9 protein-coding genes are annotated in these 16,947 nt (G+C 44.7%); 5 read left to right on the top strand and 4 right to left on the bottom strand.

All coding sequences use genetic code 11. The annotated features are described in order from the left end of the window. Positions 1 to 17 precede the first annotated feature (17 nt). The 4 genes from DWY79_RS09990 to DWY79_RS09975 all read right to left on the bottom strand — a co-directional run bounded on the left by DWY79_RS09990 (position 18) and on the right by DWY79_RS09975 (position 8,250). Positions 18 to 1,841, bottom strand: coding sequence for a DUF4091 domain-containing protein (locus DWY79_RS09990; protein ID WP_122369307.1), 1,824 nt, complete (start codon positions 1,839 to 1,841; stop codon positions 18 to 20). A 123-nt stretch (positions 1,842 to 1,964) separates the two neighbouring features. Beyond that, positions 1,965 to 3,611 (bottom strand): RagB/SusD family nutrient uptake outer membrane protein, encoded by a 1,647-nt coding sequence (locus DWY79_RS09985; RefSeq protein WP_122369306.1) that lies wholly within the window; start codon positions 3,609 to 3,611, stop codon positions 1,965 to 1,967. A gap of 27 nt (positions 3,612 to 3,638) precedes the next feature. Next, positions 3,639 to 7,046 (bottom strand): TonB-dependent receptor, encoded by a 3,408-nt coding sequence (locus DWY79_RS09980; RefSeq protein ID WP_122369305.1) that lies wholly within the window; start codon positions 7,044 to 7,046, stop codon positions 3,639 to 3,641. 190 nt (positions 7,047 to 7,236) lie between these two features. Continuing rightward, entirely contained in the window at positions 7,237 to 8,250 is a 1,014-nt protein-coding gene (locus DWY79_RS09975; RefSeq protein ID WP_122369304.1) for a FecR family protein, read from the bottom strand. 110 nt (positions 8,251 to 8,360) lie between these two features. Between DWY79_RS09975 and DWY79_RS09970 the strand changes: the two genes are divergently transcribed. The 5 genes from DWY79_RS09970 to DWY79_RS09945 all read left to right on the top strand — a co-directional run bounded on the left by DWY79_RS09970 (position 8,361) and on the right by DWY79_RS09945 (position 16,874). After that, positions 8,361 to 8,903 (top strand): RNA polymerase sigma-70 factor, encoded by a 543-nt coding sequence (locus tag DWY79_RS09970; RefSeq protein WP_005866315.1) that lies wholly within the window; start codon positions 8,361 to 8,363, stop codon positions 8,901 to 8,903. Between the two features lie 466 nt (positions 8,904 to 9,369). Beyond that, positions 9,370 to 10,341: a FecR family protein gene (locus tag DWY79_RS09960; protein ID WP_122369302.1), complete on the top strand. Its 972-nt coding sequence runs from the start codon at positions 9,370 to 9,372 to the stop codon at positions 10,339 to 10,341. 171 nt (positions 10,342 to 10,512) lie between these two features. Next, positions 10,513 to 13,857 (top strand): TonB-dependent receptor, encoded by a 3,345-nt coding sequence (locus tag DWY79_RS09955; RefSeq protein ID WP_233563962.1) that lies wholly within the window; start codon positions 10,513 to 10,515, stop codon positions 13,855 to 13,857. Positions 13,858 to 13,872: 15 nt separating this feature from the next. Next, positions 13,873 to 15,378, top strand: a complete 1,506-nt coding sequence (locus DWY79_RS09950; protein ID WP_122369341.1) for a RagB/SusD family nutrient uptake outer membrane protein — start codon at positions 13,873 to 13,875, stop codon at positions 15,376 to 15,378. Between the two features lie 62 nt (positions 15,379 to 15,440). Beyond that, positions 15,441 to 16,874, top strand: coding sequence for a sulfatase (locus DWY79_RS09945; protein WP_122369300.1), 1,434 nt, complete (start codon positions 15,441 to 15,443; stop codon positions 16,872 to 16,874). Positions 16,875 to 16,947 lie beyond the last annotated feature (73 nt).

The following is a 16,947-nucleotide window of genomic DNA, read 5'->3' as shown; positions in this document are numbered from 1 at the left end:
CCTGCTATATAAGCCCATTATTTCGCCAATAGATCGGACAGTTGACGGATGATGAGGTTACCCTTACGTACATTCGCCGAGATCTTGTTCTCATCGAACTCTTTCTCTTTCGGGAAGATAGACAAATGTTGGTCTAGCTGCTTCAATAAGCCTTGAGCTTGAGCGTTACCCGATTGGGCGGTCAGTTCCCGTAAGATACGGACCTTCTCGAAATCCACGATACCTTCTCTCATTTTCTCGAAGCGGATGCAACTTTTGCCTCCCGGATATACCATGTAGCAATCGCCTGCTGCCCAAGAGCCATGACGTGCGTCACGATCGGCATCTTCCGGCCAAGCATCGTAAGCCCATCGCAAGAAGCCGTCGTACCCATACGCCATTACATACCAACTGATCCAACGTCCCTCGATAGGAGGTGAGAACACGAAGTTGTTCGGGATCGGCGGGTTACAGCATACGTATACGGTGGACGTGCGTCCGGTGGCGGCCCGTGCCTTTTGCTCGGCGATGGTAGGTTCCTCTCCGTAAAGGAAAGAATAATCGTCCAGCAGTCCGTCCAATTCCTTATGCCAATTGCCGGCGTAAGTGATCTTCCAGCATTTATCATGGTTACGTACGACATTGATAGCCGCTAAGGTCTCTTCCATCGGATTCTCGTTGATTCCGATATAGGTGATGTCCAACCAGCTTTTAGCTTCCAGGTGGAACTTGAAATCCGTGAGGAAGATATTCCACATCTTCTTGAATTCCTCTGAGCTTGGCGCCCAGTTGATATAAGAATAATCGCCCGTAGCCTCGTCCTTATAGCGGTGACGGAATCCCCAAGGAATCGGGGTATAGAGGGTGATTGCCTCGTCGATGCCACATTCCATCGCTAATTCTACGTACTCGTCGAAGATCTTGTAGTCGAAGGCCCATGTGCCGTCCGCTTTCTTGATCCACTCGATCATACCCCCCTCGATCATATAGGAGTTATCGGACCAAGGAGAATGTACTCCATAAGCCGTGATGTAGGTACCACCCGCATCGGCATAATGCTTCAAATGCTGCTTGAGAAGCATTTTATGTTCTGGTGACCACGGTTCCACGTGATTGTACCATGCCACGGCCCACGGGTTCTGCCATAGGTCCAGACGGTATTTCCAGTCTTTCGGATAGGGGAGCAACTGGTTTTGCACCACGATCTCCAGATTCAAGAATTGAGGAGCCTTGTCTTTCGCCCGCACCTCCACCTGTCCTTTATACGTACCGGGAGCGGTTCCTCTCGGCACATCCACCAGCATCCATACCGGACGGGTGGTTTGGGAAGGGAGATCGAAGCGGTCCAGCGTCTCGAAACGGTCTGGCATCAAGAAGCCGGATTTGTAGGGAGATTCCCCGCAGATGGCTTTTTTCTCGGCATACGGATAATTGGACAATACGTAACGCACCAACTCGAAGGTAATCCGATCTTTCGGGATGATGTTTCCCTCGGCGCTCCTCAAGTCGTGCGTAGAGACACGTACTTGTTCCAATGCTTCTGACGACCATACCAATATCTGGGCATTCGCTCTTTCCCCCCTCCAAACGGTCGTAGAGTAGGAAGATGATAAATCGTTGTCATGGTTTACGGGTACTTCCTTCCGGAAATAAAGCCGGTCGGTCGATCCGAAGGCGGAATGGATACCCGCTTGATTGCTCCAAGCGGGTTCATTCACGCAAAAATCAAATGTTAACTCCGGGTCATAGTGGTGACTCCGTACAGGGACAAACGTGGAATCCATCTGCCCCGGATACACTTGGCCTAGACTGATATGAGAATAAATAAAAAAACCAGCTACCGCTAAAAAGTATTTCTTCATGCTATAAAAATTTAAGATAATTCATATTTAAATGGGATTCCCCTCCCGGATAGGTAGGCCCTACCTATACGAGAAGGTAGGGCCTACCCTCATATATATAGTCGCTTATTCTTGGAAAAACCCTTACCAGCCCGGATTCTGTTCCAAGGTTCCTTTCGACAATTGTACCTGTTGCAAAGGTATCGGTGACAGCCAATGCTTCGGTGTCTGGAACTTGCGGGCGGACGTGGGTTGGGCGATGATAAAGCCTTCGCTATCCACCTGTATATCTTGTCCGATCACCAACTCCGGAAATTTCTGTTGATACTCCGTACCCACGAATTTCACGCCACGGATCGCAAGGGGAAGAACCGTTTCCGCCGTGCCCCAACGACGTAGGTCGTCCCGGCGATATCCTTCGAATGCCAGTTCCACGGTTCTCTCACGCCGGATCTCTTCCAGCATATTCAGTCCGTTGGCGGAGACGAAAGCGTTGGTTAGGTGAGGCATATTCGCCCGGTTTCTCAGATCATTGATGGTGATGTCTAACTGATCGTCCGTGATTTGTCCGTTCTTCTCGTATAAAGCCTCGGCGAGGATCAGCAGGACTTCGGCGTAACGAAACTCCTTGAAGTCGTATTCGCCGATGAATTGAGCGGCATCCAATGTCTCATCCAAGAACTTACGGATCATATAGCCTGTGCGTGTAGCGCTATTCCCTACAAATCCCGGATAGGTAGGTGTCCAGAGACCTCCCTCGAAAAAGACGTCGCTACCGGGAACGATAAACGTCTGCTCCATACGGGAGTCCCGGTTCTCGAATTCACTCGTCTGGTATTGGAATCCCTTGAATAAAGGGGATTTGTCGATGGGCAGACCATCGTTACATAAATACATATCCGCAAGGTTTTTTGTAGGAACCATGGCACCGAACCAAAGTTCCCGTGTCCAGTTATGGGTCACTCTCAATTTATAATAACGCCTTGCCAATAAGACCTCCTTGCTATCATCCCCCTCTAAGATATGTAGATATTTATAGCTTTCCTTCCCTTTATCCCGGAACAAGGCGTATTCCTTGGAATCCACTAGGGCTTGGGCGGCATCGATGGCCGATTGGATATACATATCGGCGTTGGAGCCTTGATGGTATTTCTCCCAAGTTTCCTCGTACAAGGATACGCGGGCTTTTAACGCTAAGGCGGCCCCTTGCGTGGTACGGCCCAATTCCTCGGTAGTCAACTGGCTTTGCTTGGGAAGCAAAGGAATCGCCTTATCGAGATCGTCGATGATAAAATCAATGATCTCCTGCTGGGAGGAGCGAGGCGTGTAAAGCTGTTCCGAGGAGGTATTCAAGGGAATCTCTATCTTGGGAACCCCTCCGTAGAACTTGACCAGTTTCCAGTAGTTGTAGGCCCGGAAGAAATGGGCCTCGGCTTTCCAGCGTCCGATCTCGTCGTCGGTCAATCTAGACTCCTCCGCTTTCTTGAGCAGATAGGAAGTGGATTGGATGAATTTCCAAGGCTCATCCCAATCATCCGAATTGACCGGTGCTAAATAAGAACCATCGCTTACGTCGTCCGCCCCCGAACCGAAAGCGATATCCGAGTTCTTATCTATATATTGGGAGGCCTCCATCAGGCTGAAGTAGAAATCATTGGCGGCCAACTCGAAATCAGAAGGCTTTTGCCAAAATACGGCGTCGGACACTTGATCCATAGGTGTCATATCCAAGTCGCAACTAGATAGCCCGAGTGTGGCCGATAGCGCTATAATTATATTAAATCGTCTCATACTGCTAATTTGTTTTTTCGTGGAACCTTAGAAAGTTAAGTCAATACCGAAAGAATAATAACGTTGGAACGGATAATTGAATCCGGCTTTGTCCGACTCGGGGTCCCATCCTCCTTTTACGTTATGTATCTCGAATAGATCCTGTCCGCTTACGTAAAAGCGTGTCCGTTCGATGCCTAGTTTCTGTAACGCGCCTTTGGGGAGCGTGTAGCCTATCTGGATATTCTTTAGGCGAATGTAGGCGGCGTTGATCTTTTGCAGGGTGGATGCCTGATAATTCCAATGCCGGATCTCTCCATGCGTCAAGCGGGGATAATAGGCGTCCGGGCGATCCTCGTTCCATGTCTGGCCGTAGTAGAACTGGGGCGGGTATCTCCACCAGTCGCTCCAAGGCATGGCGAAGTCTCCTTCACGGAACAAGGTGCGCTTGGCAACTCCTTGGAAGAATACGCTGATATCGAAGTTGTTCCATTTAGCGCCCAGATTCAATCCGAAGGAATAGCGGGGAGTGGTGGAGCCAACGTATTCGGCGTCGCCGTCATCCCCATCTTTATCACCGTAGGTGGAGATCTTACCGTCGCCGTTCAAATCCTTGAACTTCGCGTCTCCGATGCCGATATTGGAAGGTACGCCCTCTAGTTTCTTATAAGCGTCGAGATCCGCTTGGTCCTTGATCACGCCATCGTATACGTAAGCGAAATAGGAATTCATGGGATAACCTTCCCGGGTCTCGTTCAATCCTAGTTTATAGGTATCGGCACCTCCGTATTCAACTAATTTGTTCACGGCGTCGGTCAACTGGAATTGGGCAGAGTATTCAACGTTGCCGATCTTGTCGGTCCAGTTCAATGTCAACTCGAAACCGTTCGTGCGTAATTTACCCGAGTTCGAATAGGGTGCCTCCGCACCTAACATGCTGGGATAAGTTACCGGAATTAACATATTATTATTCATCTTCACGAAATAATCAAACGAGAAGCCGAGGCGGGAATCAAGGAAAGCGGCATCGACACCCACGTTGACATTCTCCAGAATTTCCCATGTCCGGTCTACCCCGGCCAATACGTCTAAGCCCATGGCTTGGCTTTGGGAACCGTTTCCGAACGGATAGATTAATTTAGTTCCCCAGCCATCGTCCCTAAACTTTAGCAACTGGATATAGTCATACAGGCGGATACCTTCTTGGTTTCCGGTCTGTCCGTATGATGCTCTTAACTTCAGCTCATTGAATACCTTGGAGTTTTTCAAGAAGTTTTCTTGCGAGATACGCCAGCTGGCGGAGACTCCGGGAAACATTCTCCACCGGTTGCCGGGGGCGAAACGGGAACTACCGTCATAACGAAAGTTTGTCTCCAGAATGTACTTGTTCTTAAAGCTGTAGCCTAGGCGGGCGAAGGTAGAGCCGGTAGCCCAATGCTCGGCTTTGGCGTCGTTCTTCATATTTCCCGTGCCTCCGAGGTTAAGCTCCCACAGCTCATCCGAGATGAAGTTATCACGGCGTGCCATGAACATGCGGACTTCCTCCGTCTCGTAGGCCATACCTAACATGGCGTCCAGATGGTGGTCCGGGCCGAAGTTCTTATCGTAATTCAAGTAGGCCGTGTAATTTTGGTAAACGGTCTCTTCTGTCGTGCGATCCACGGCAGACTGCTCCGGACTTCCCGCTCCGGTGTAGTAGGTGATATTATTGTCCCATGTATAAAGAGGGATCGCTTTCGCTATGTCCTCATTGTTTTTGTTCTTATAATTAACACCGGCTTGGGCGGTTAAGGTCAGTCCGTCGATAATGTTGGCGATTAACCTGAAATTACCATTCATCTCCCGGGTCTTGAACGTGGCGGTCTCGCTCTCTTTGGCCAACGCTACGGCATTGCTCCAGCCTCCTTGGGTGAAGAAGTTACCATCGGCATTATAGACCGGGTGGTTAGGCATATCCAGAATCGCCTCACCGATTACCCACGCTCCGTTGCTGCCTACATCGGTACGTTTATTATTGTCCAAGGCTACTTTGGTTTCCAGCTTTAACCAATCCGTGATCCTATAATCGTAGTTCATACGTAGATTATACTTGGTGTTATTGTCGTCGGCATATTTTACGACTCCGAATTGCTTGCTATAACCGGCGGATAAATAATAATTGGATTTCTCGCCGCCACCGGAGATAGTGAGATTGTGCTTATGCTGAACGCCGTTGTTCAACAGCTCGTCCATCCAGTCCGTGTTCGTAAAGAACAATTTCCATCCTCCATACAACGGGTGATCGATCGGATTCGGGTCGTTGGACAAGATCCTATCCAGAAGCTCTTGCGTATACATAGGGGCGGAGCCGTTATGGATATTGGCCTCGTTGTCCATGATCGCCATCTCATAATTGGTTGGCGCTTTCATCATACCGGTCATCTTGGAGATCGACAAGTTTCCATTGTAAGTGATCTTAGGTGCGCCGGTCGCTCCCTTCTTGGTCGTAATCAAGACAACGCCGCCTGCGGCCCGTGCTCCGTAAATAGAGGCGGAGGCATCTTTTAAGACGGAGATGGCATCGATATCCTGCGGATTGATCATATTGATATCACCGGGAATACCATCTACTAAAACCAGCGGGGCACTGTCTCCGTTAGCGGATGAGACTCCACGTATGTTCATCTTAAAGTCCTCGTTACCCGGCTGGCCGGAGCTTCGTTGGATAACCATCCCCGGTATTTCTCCCTGCAAGGCGGATAGCACGTTGGTCACGGGCTTAGATTCGATAACCTCGGAGGTGACTTTCGAGATCGCTCCGGAAAGATTGCTTCGTTTCTGTGTTCCGTAACCAATCACGACTACCTCGTCAAGCTTCTGGGCGTCTTCCTTTAGCTGGATATTAAGGGTCTTGTTGTTGCCTACGGCCACTTCTTCCGATAAATAGCCGATGTAAGATATGAGCAGGATCGATTTACCGTTCGCCTCGATGCTATACTCACCGTTCAGGTCGGTAACTGTCCCTTTGGACGTACCTTTTACCACGACGTTCGCCCCGATGATCGGTTCGCCCCGTTCATCTGTAATGATACCGGTCACTTTCCGGTCTTGCGTCACTGGAACGGAGGCGTTGCCTGCGTTTCCGAGACTGACGGCTATCGTGTTATTCTCTCGCTTAAAATAAAGATTGGCTTGCCGGGTGATCTCGTTCAATACGCTGTTGATGGGAGCGTTCTTGAACTTTAGGTTAACTTGTACGTTCCGGTTCGCGATGGCTTCTCCATAGAAAAACTTTAATCCTGTCTGCTTCGACAAATCATCGAAGACTTTTTGTATGGATTGGTTTTTTACTTGAATCGTTATTCTTTCTTTTTGATTTTCTTGGGCTTGCAGAGGCTTAGGGGAGCTTAACGCTAAAAAAACTAAAATAATAGAACAACACATCCAATTATACCTAGTAATAGTTGGAAAGTTCATAATTTTGTATGTTTAAAGGTTGTTTTTATACACTTTTAAAAACAGTCCGATTTATGTAATCTCCAAGGGGGTCCAATCCAAGGGTGTACATATCGGGAAAGATAAAGGGAGATCGAAGGTCAGAGGTCGGTTTCCCTTTTTTATGTGGCTATGCTTAGGTCGTATCTTTCATGGCAAATCGATTTTAAGGTTAATAACTCGTTTTGTATAACACGATCCGGTTTCCTTCCGTCCGGTATCGGATGCCGGTTGAATATTGAATCGCGTTCAGTACGGCTTCCAGACTTTTATTGTCGTGCTCGCCATAGATGTAATCGTCGAATACGCTATTCGGATCGAGTACGATCGCTTGATTATACATCCGTTCCAGATCATGTACAACGCTACTAATAGGTGTCCGGTTAAAATAAAGGCCGCCTTGCAACCATGCCGTTACTTTTTGGACGTCCTCGTTCTTTTTAAGGATCTCTCCATTCGCGTTATTCACGATTACTTGCTCGTTCGGTAATAGACGCATTACGCTTTCGGGCATATCCACCTCAACTTTTCCGGTCCGAACGCTGACGGCCATCAACTCATCCTCTTGATAGGCTTTTACGTTGAAAGAGGTTCCGAGTACTTTTACGTCGGCTTGTCGGGTACGGACGATGAAGGGCTTGCCCTCGTCTCTCATGACATTGAAAAAAGCTTCTCCTTCCATTTCTACCAAACGGATGTCAGAGGTAAATTCCGTTGGGTATCGCATGACGGTACCGGCGTTTAGATGAACGACCGTACCATCGGGAAGGGTGACTTGCTTATGTTCGCCATGATTGACGCTTATTTCCGTTAGGAGATGGTCGCTGGCAGATGCATGCTGCTTCGCTGAATGATTTAGGTATAGTTTCGCTCCGAATCCGATGGAAACGATAATCGCTATGCTCGCCGCATACTTGATGAAAGTGGATAGGGAGATTCTTCTTTCTCTTTTACGTGTCTTATCCAACAGGTCTTGCGCCTCCTTTTTATAAAGCAGATGATTATGGGAATCGGATTGAGGTAAGTCCTGCGCTTCGCTCCAGACCCGGTCCATTTCGCTTTCTAATTCTGCTCGCTCCGTTATGGATGAGGCTAACTTCCGCAAGGTCTCTATATCGTTCCGTGTATAGAGTCCATTTACGTATCGGATTAATAAATCGCTTATATGTTTGTTTTCTTCTTCCATTATTTCTCGTGCTATATTAATAGTACAAAGAAGTCCGGGAGAACTGGGATATCATTAACTTTTATTAGTATATGATTTTATTATCTTCGCGAAACGATATGTGATGCTAAATGAAAGAGAGACAAATTATAAAGTCGTTGAAAGAAGGAGATAGGGAGGCTTTTTCGATGTTGTATAAACAATATTGGGAAAAGGTTTATCATTTCTGCGGGCTTTATTTGAATAATCGGGATGTGGCCGAGGATGTGGTACAAGAGGTGTTTATCAAGGTCTGGGAGTCGAGGGAATTCATCCGGGAGGATGATAACTTCAAGGGGCTTCTGTTTGTCATCACCCGTAACTTGATCTTTAATCAGCACCGGAAGAACGTGAACGAGGACTTTTATAAAATGACGGTCTTGTCCGCTATGGAGACCTCCTACGACTTAGAGGAAGAGATCACCGCCTATAACTTGGGGGAGTATATCGATCATTTGATAGAGGAATTGCCGGAAAGACGCCGGGTTATCTTTAATCTAAGCCGGAAGGAGCATAAAAGCTATAAAGAGATAGCCTTCCAACTCAATATTTCCGAGAAGACCGTTGAGAACCAAATCAGCGAAGCCTTGAAGTTCTTGAAGAAAAATATCATGTTACTTATCTGGTTTATCTAGCGCTTTCCTAGGTCACGTATTTGTAGAGTCCGGAAGTGCCACTGCGTCTTAAGTTTTAGTTTTGCTCGTCTTCTTTTTCAGGCAGCACATAAATCCGGTGTATTATAAATACTGACTTGGATGCCACTTCTTGGTTTTCCCATGATTTTCTCGTTATTTAAATGGATAATGTATAGGATACCTCGGAGATTTAACGTTTATCTCTTTGGCGTTTCTATTTGATGAAATCGGTTGCCGACGCCCTCGGCAATGCTGCTGACGCTGTCGGAAATATTGCTGACGGCGTCGGAAATACTGCCGACACCGTCGGCAACCAATTTCATTGAATACAAAGGACGGAAATATAAGGATGGAAAGCAAGGAAGATCCGTTGTATTTCTTGTATACCTAAGTGAAATTTTTTTATCACCCAATAGGGGGAAGGAAAACATGGCGTGTATTTATAAATAGAACAAGGATAATAAACATGAGCGAAGATACGAGAACGATATTGAAGAAGTTGATGCGAGATGCTCTGGATGAGAAAGATCGGCAACGTTTGCTGTGTGACCCCAAAGTGGAAGAGCGTATGCGTTCCCAATGGGACGAGGCTGCGGATCGCATGAATCCCGTGGTGGGGAATCGCATGTGGGAACGAATCATAGCCCGGACAATGGCGACAAACGGTGTCCGTAAACTCTGGGTCTATAAGATTACGGCGATAGCCGCCTCCATATTGCTACTTTTAGGTGTAGGAAGCGTAGTTTATTGGTCTCATACGAAAGAAGATCAATATATATATGTAATGGCCTCCGGTGTCCGTTGCATAGAGTCGGTTTCCTTATCGGACGGCACGACCGTGAGAATGGGGCCGAATAGCCAATTGATCTACCCAAAGAGTTTCGATGGCAAGACCCGTGATGTGGAATTAAAAGGGCAAGCCTTCTTCGACGTAGCGAAAGATCGGGAAAGACCATTTACCGTGCATACCAAGAACATGGATGTAACGGCCTTGGGCACGGCCTTCGAGGTTTTCAATTATGATTCCGAGAGCAAGTTGGAGACGATCCTGCTAAACGGTAAGGTGAAGATTGGCTTGGGAGGTCCCAATGTGAAGAACAGGCGTGAGGTGATATTGAACCCGAACGAGATGTTGGTTTTCGACAAACAAGCGAATACGGTTAGAGTTAAGACGGTTAATGCCGAGGAGTATTCGGGTTGGCGTAACGGTGTCCTCAGTTTTGAGAACGAACGCTTGAGTATGATCCTTACCCGTCTGGAGCCTTGGTACGGGCGGGAGATAAAGTGTCCGAAGGAGATAGCGGAGAAATATCGGTTTACGTTTAAGGTACGGGATGAGTCCTTGGAGCGAATCCTGTTTATGCTGAGCAATACGTCGCCCATTAAATACAGAGAGAAAGACAATGAATATGAACTATATATAAAGGGAGATAAATGAGTGTCTAACGTTAAATTCTAGGAGATATGCTTGTTAACAGTTCTTGAGTCTAATAAAAAACAGGAGGAAAAACTAGGTTTCTCCTCCTGATCAAATGTTCTTGACGGCAGGCGTTAGGAGTTGAGAGGCCGACACACCTGCTAATTTATTCATCAGAAACATTACAAAGTTATGAAAAAAATCAGAAAAGTAAACCGAGTCATGAAGATAAGTGCGTTGTTATCCTTGGCTTTCGCATGCACTGTATCCGCTTCTACCTATGGACAGAATTATAAGCTTTCCATGAATAAACAGGATTGCAGTATATCGGAAGTGCTAAAAGAAATAGAGAAAAATAGTGAGTACACGTTCTTCTTGAATGATAATCAAGTAAATGTAAATAGGAAAACGAGTGTAAAAGCAAATAATGCTTCGTTAGAGGAGGTCTTAGAGCAAGCCTTGAAAAATACGGGATACCAATATGAGATTGTAGACCGGCAGATTATAATTAAGTCAAAGAGTGTTTCAAGTGTCTCACATCCGAATGCCTTATTCCAGTCTTCGCCACGAAAGATTACCGGGCAAGTAAAAGATGCCTTGGGAGAACCCATTATCGGGGCGAATGTTGTCGTTAAAGGCACTACGAACGGAACGATTACGGATATTGATGGAAACTTCAGTCTGGAAGTACCGGACAATGCGATCTTGGTAGTTTCTTTTATTGGTTATACGGATCGTACGGTCGAGATTGGTAATTCTTCGAAAGTAATGGTCAGCCTGTCCGAGGATACCCAGAAGTTGGATGAGGTTGTGGTCGTAGGTTACGGAACGCAGAAGAAAGTGAATTTAACAGGAGCGATCTCCTCTTTGGATGCGGAGACGTTGGAGAATCGTCCGATCACCAACTCGACCCAAGCGTTGCAAGGTACGCAAGGTGTTTACGTAAATCAAGCGGGTGCTCAGCCGGGAGCGGACGGGGCGACGATTCGTATTCGTGGTCAGGGAACCTTGAACGATAATAACCCATTGATTTTGGTGGATGGTATCGAGTTCCCGTTGGAAGCGGTAAATCCGAATGATATTGAGAGTATTTCCGTATTGAAAGATGCGGCTTCTTCCGCTATCTACGGTTCTCGTGCGGCGAATGGCGTTGTCTTGGTAAAGACAAAGGGGGGAAAGAAAGGTAAGTTTACCGTCGATTATAATAACTATTTCGGAGTGCAGCAGGCTACCTATCTGCCGGATTTCGTATATGACCCGATTGTTTTCATGGAAATGAGAAATCAGGCGCAGCGAAATGAGGGAAAGCTTACAGTGGATTACTCGGATGAATTGATTGAAGAGTACCGTCAAGGAATGAAGACAGATCCGATCATGTATCCCCAGAACAACTGGTTGGATATCATGTATAACAACGCTTTCATCATGGAACATAATATGCGTTTCTCCGGTGGTGATGATAAATATACATATTCAGTATCTTTGGGTTATGGTGATCAGAATGGTGTATTGCGTGGTACGGATGCGAATAAATATACATTAGCCGTGAATACGACAGCTCAAGTGAATAGCCGTTTAAAGATAGGGGCCAATATAAATGCGCATTATCAAGTTCATAACGCTCCGGTGTCAGGTGTGTCTAATTTGGTTCAGATGACTTATAAAGCTCAAGCTTTCCATCCGACTTATACGGCTGATGGTCGTTATGCCGATACATTTGTGCGTACCCCGGGGCATAATATCTACCGTCATCCGTTGGCGTTGGCCGATGAGGGAGAGAATAGGCATAAGTCCTTGCGTATGTTAGCAAACTTGTCTGCCGAATATAAGCTACCGTTTGATATCGTGTATAACTTAAATGTCGGTTTGAATAAATATGATTTTTTACAATCACGTTTTGCGCCGGAAGTTTATGAGTATCAATTGAAAACGAATGAGGAAAAGAAGGTCGTTTTTGATGGACAGAATACAAGGAATGCCTATAAGTATGATAAAAACAATTTAGCGGTTACAGTTTTCAATACCTTATCTTGGGGCAAGAAGTTTAATGACATTCATGACGTGAAGGTTTTGGCAGGTTATAGTTTTGAGAGCGATGATAAGACGGAATTTTCCGGAAAGGTAGAGGGCTTTCTGGGGAATGAGTTACATGAGCTGGGAGCAGGATCAAGTAATGCGGTTGTGGATGGTACATCTTCCAGATCGGTGTTGATGTCGTATTTTGGTCGTGTAAATTATGGATTTAAAGATCGTTATTTGTTTGAGGGTAATTTCCGTTATGATGGTTCCTCTCGTTTCGCTAAAGGCAATCGTTGGGGTGTGTTTCCTTCTTTCTCCGCAGGTTGGCGTTTGAGCGAGGAGGAGTTTATGAAAGATATTCCTTGGATTTACAATCTGAAGTTACGTGCTTCATGGGGACAATTGGGTAATGAGCGTATTGATTTATTCCGTTATGTGGATTTGATGAATCTGGATGCTAAATATTCATTGAATGGCGAAATCCAATCTGGTGCGGCTGTTACGGCTTATAATGACCCAAATATTACTTGGGAAACTACGACTATGACAAATATCGGATTGGATGCCTCTTTATTTAATGGCAACCTTGATTTCTCATTGGAATATTTTGATAAACGTACATCCGATATCTTACGAAAGGTTACTTTACCTCAACAGGTGGGAAGTTTGGATGGCCCGATCCGTAATATCGGTGAGGTAAGCAATAAAGGTTTTGAGTTAAACTTGGCTTATCGTAATAATATAGGAGATTTCCGTTATGAAGTGAATGGAAATATGACTTTTATCAAGAATAAGATTGAAAGTCTAAAAGGTCAGACCATTATTGATGGTATGTTCATCTTGGAGGAAGGAAAACCTATCGACTCTTTCTACATGTTGCATGCGATTGGTATTTTCCAGTCAGAGGAAGAGATCAAGAATAGTCCATATCAGACGGCCGCTACCAAACCGGGTTATTTGAAGTTTGAGGATGTGAATGGAGACGGTAAGATCACTGAAGATGACCGTAAGATATGTGGTGGTGTGATTCCGAAGATCACGTATGGCTTCAATATCAATTTAGGTTATAAGAATTTTGATTTGGCTGCTTTCTTCCAAGGTGTAACCGATGTCAATACCTATGGAGATATGATTGGCGCTACTCCTTTATGGTTTGGTTGTGGTTTACCGGAGAAGTGGGTTACAGACGCTTGGACACCGGAGAGAGGTACAAGTGCTACATTGCCTATTTTGACTACCTATGAAGGGTGCTTAAATGAGAATTTTAGAACAAATGATTTTTGGTTAAGAAATTCTTCGTATTTGCGTTTGAAGAATTTACAACTCTCTTATAATGTTCCTGCTTCTTTCTTGAAAAACGGTGTTATCAAGAGATTGAAGATCTTTGCCAATGCACAAAATCTATTCACCTTTTCTCCTATGAAAGATTTTGACCCTGAGAAGGATTTAAAGGCTAATACATTTTATGCTTATCCTTCTGTTCGGACATATACGGCAGGTGTTAATGTTACATTTTAAATAAAAGGAATGGTTATGAAACGTAAAATATATAAATTGTTATGTGTCTCGGTCGCTTGTATGTGTCTAACTTCATGCGACAGTTGGTTGGATGTAGATCCTTCCGACAAATATTCTACAGAAACATTTTGGAAGACGGAAGAACATGCTCATGCGGGATTGATGGGATGTTATAATGCGTTGATGCCTTGGCGTTCTTTACATACAATGGAGTTTGATATGTTGACTGCCAATGCAATGCCTTATAATGAGGCAAATGGTACTCAAGCTATAGGAAAAGGAGAACATCTGTCTACTACGGCGTTAATTGGTTCTTTGTGGAAGAACTGTTATACGGGTATTGGGCGTGCGAACACGTTTATAGCGAATATGCCTACCGTAGAAATGGAGGAAAAGGCTAAAAATGAGATGATCGGAGAGGCTAAATTCTTGCGCGCTTTTTTCTACTTGAATATGGTAGATAAATTTGGAGGGGTTCCTCTGATCACAGAAGCTCCTAATGCGGATACACAAGCGGAATTGCCGAGAAATTCCAAGGAGGAAGTAGTGGATCAAATTCTGAAGGATTTGGATGATGCTGCGGCTGTTTTACCTAAGAGTTATTCAGGATCGGACTTAGGCCGTGTTACGAAAGGTGCGGCTTTGGCTTTGAAAGCACGTGTTTTATTGTATAATTCTCGCTGGGTTGAGGCGGCTAAAGCAGCTAAGGAGGTGATGGACTTGGGAGAATATAAGTTGTTTGATGATTATCGTCACTTCTTTAGTGAGGCAAATAAACACAATTGTGAGGTAATTTTCAATATTGAGACGAGGATACCTGAGTTCTCTACGAACTATGACCAAGATATTTGGCGTTTAAATCGTCCTGCTCCTTTAAAAGAATTAGTTGATACATATTTGTGTACAGATGGTAAAACGATAGAGGAATCGCCTCTTTATAATCCAGCTCAACCTTATGAAAATCGAGATCCTCGTTTGTTAAAGTCTATCGTTTGTATTGGTTATCCTTATTTGGGAATGACAATTACTAAAGAAAATGTAGCGACTACCGGGTTTGGTGTGAAGAAATATACCTCTTATGAAGATGATGTAACGATTCCTTTAGTAGAACGTTCCGCTTTTAACTTTATCTTGATTCGTTATGCGGAAGTTTTATTGACATATGCCGAGGCCCAAAATGAGGCGAATGGACCGGATCAATCAGTTTATGATGCTATTAATCAACTGCGTAAACGTCCGGATATCAATATGCCGGAAGTACCAAAAGGTTTGACGAAAGACCAAATGCGTGATGTGGTTCGTAGAGAACGCCGTATCGAATTAACTTTCGAAGGACTGTATTATTCCGATATTTTGCGTTGGAAAACAGCAGAGAAAGAGAATAACGGTATGATGCATAATAATGAAGGTGTCGCTGTGGTTGAGCGTTCTTTCAATCCGAAGCGGGATTATCTATGGCCGATTCCTTATAATCAAATAGTTTTAAATCCAAATTTGGAACAAAATCCAAACTGGGATTAGTTAAAGTTAGAGGGTGGGCTGATGTGTTCACCCTCTAATTGAATCTTTAATATTTTAGAGTTATGAATAAGATTGCTTTATGTGGTTTGTGTTTGATTACATCAAATGTTTTTGGCGTGCTAGCAAGTGAGCGTCCAAATATTATTGTAATCATGGCAGATGATATGGGCTGGGGAGATGTTGGATTCAATGGGAATGCCATAATTAAAACTCCTCATTTGGATGCTTTGGCTTCAGATGGAGTGATTATGGAGCGATTTTATTCTGCCGCTCCTCTCTCATCCCCGACACGGGCAAGTGTATTGACTGGAAGGCATCCTTTCCGAACCGGTGTGTTCTCAGCGAATGTTGGAATACTCAGAAAAAGGGAGGTCACGCTTCCTGAGTTATTGAGAGAGAACGGATATACGACAGGGCTTTTTGGAAAATGGCATTTAGGAACGTTGACATATAAGGAAAAGGATGCGAATCGTGGGAGTGTGGATAATAAACATTTGTATAATCCACCCTCTTGGCACGGATTTGAGGAGTCTTTTATTACGGAATCAAAAGTGCCGACGTTTGATCCGATGATACAGCCGATTCAGAATGATGGTTGTTTTTGGGACTATATTCGTGAGGGAGAACCTAGTCTGGCTTATGGAACCGCCTATTGGGATAAGGAGGGCACAAAGGTCACTGAAGATCTCAAAGGGGATGATTCCAAAATTATAATGGATAGGGCATTGCCTTTTATGGAGCGTTCTATTCAAGAAGGTATACCTTTTTTTAGTGTGATTTGGTTTCATGCTCCTCATTTACCTTGTGTAGCTGGTCCTCAACAGGTTGCTTTATATAAGGACTTAGATCTGCAACAACGAAATTATTATGGTTGTATTACGGCTTTAGACGAACAAATAGGACGTTTAGTGGATTATTTAAAGGCAAAAAATATATATGAGAATAGCATAATTCTCTTTTGTAGTGATAATGGCCCAGAATTGGAGACTCCGGGTTCTCCCGGGAATTTCCGGGGTAAAAAACGTTCTCTTTACGAAGGAGGGATACGGGTTCCATCGCTTATGTGTTGGCCGGCGAAATTGGCGAAAGGTAGTAAACTGGGAGTCCCTTGCTCTACCGTGGATTATATGCCGACATTATTGGATATCGTGAATGTGTCTAATAATAAAGAACTTGTATTGGATGGTGAGTCTTTATGGCCTAAGCTAATGAAGCATGAAACTAATAGGATAAAGCCTTTAGTCTTTTGCTCTGGTTATCAAGGGGCCGTGATTGATATGGATTATAAACTTTATTATACAAAAGGAAAATATGAATTATATAATATAGCGAAAGATCCGAGTGAGAAAAATGATATTTCGGCGGCTTATCCCGAGAAAAAGGAGCGATTAGAAAAGTGCTTGAAAGAGAATGTGGAGGATTACAGACAATCTTTCGAGAAAGGAAAGACTGAAGATCTTGTGGATTGGCAAGATTGGTGGAATATTTGGAAGTAATGTATCTAACAATGATATTCAATAAATCATGAACTATAATAAGAAAATTGAATACGGTTAACGATAATTAGCA

This window comes from Parabacteroides sp. AF27-14 (assembly GCF_003635425.1).
Taxonomy (GTDB): Bacteria; Bacteroidota; Bacteroidia; order Bacteroidales; family Tannerellaceae; genus Parabacteroides; species Parabacteroides distasonis.
The sequence above is the reverse complement of the archived record's forward strand: the minus strand, read 5'-3'. Positions and strand labels throughout refer to the sequence as shown.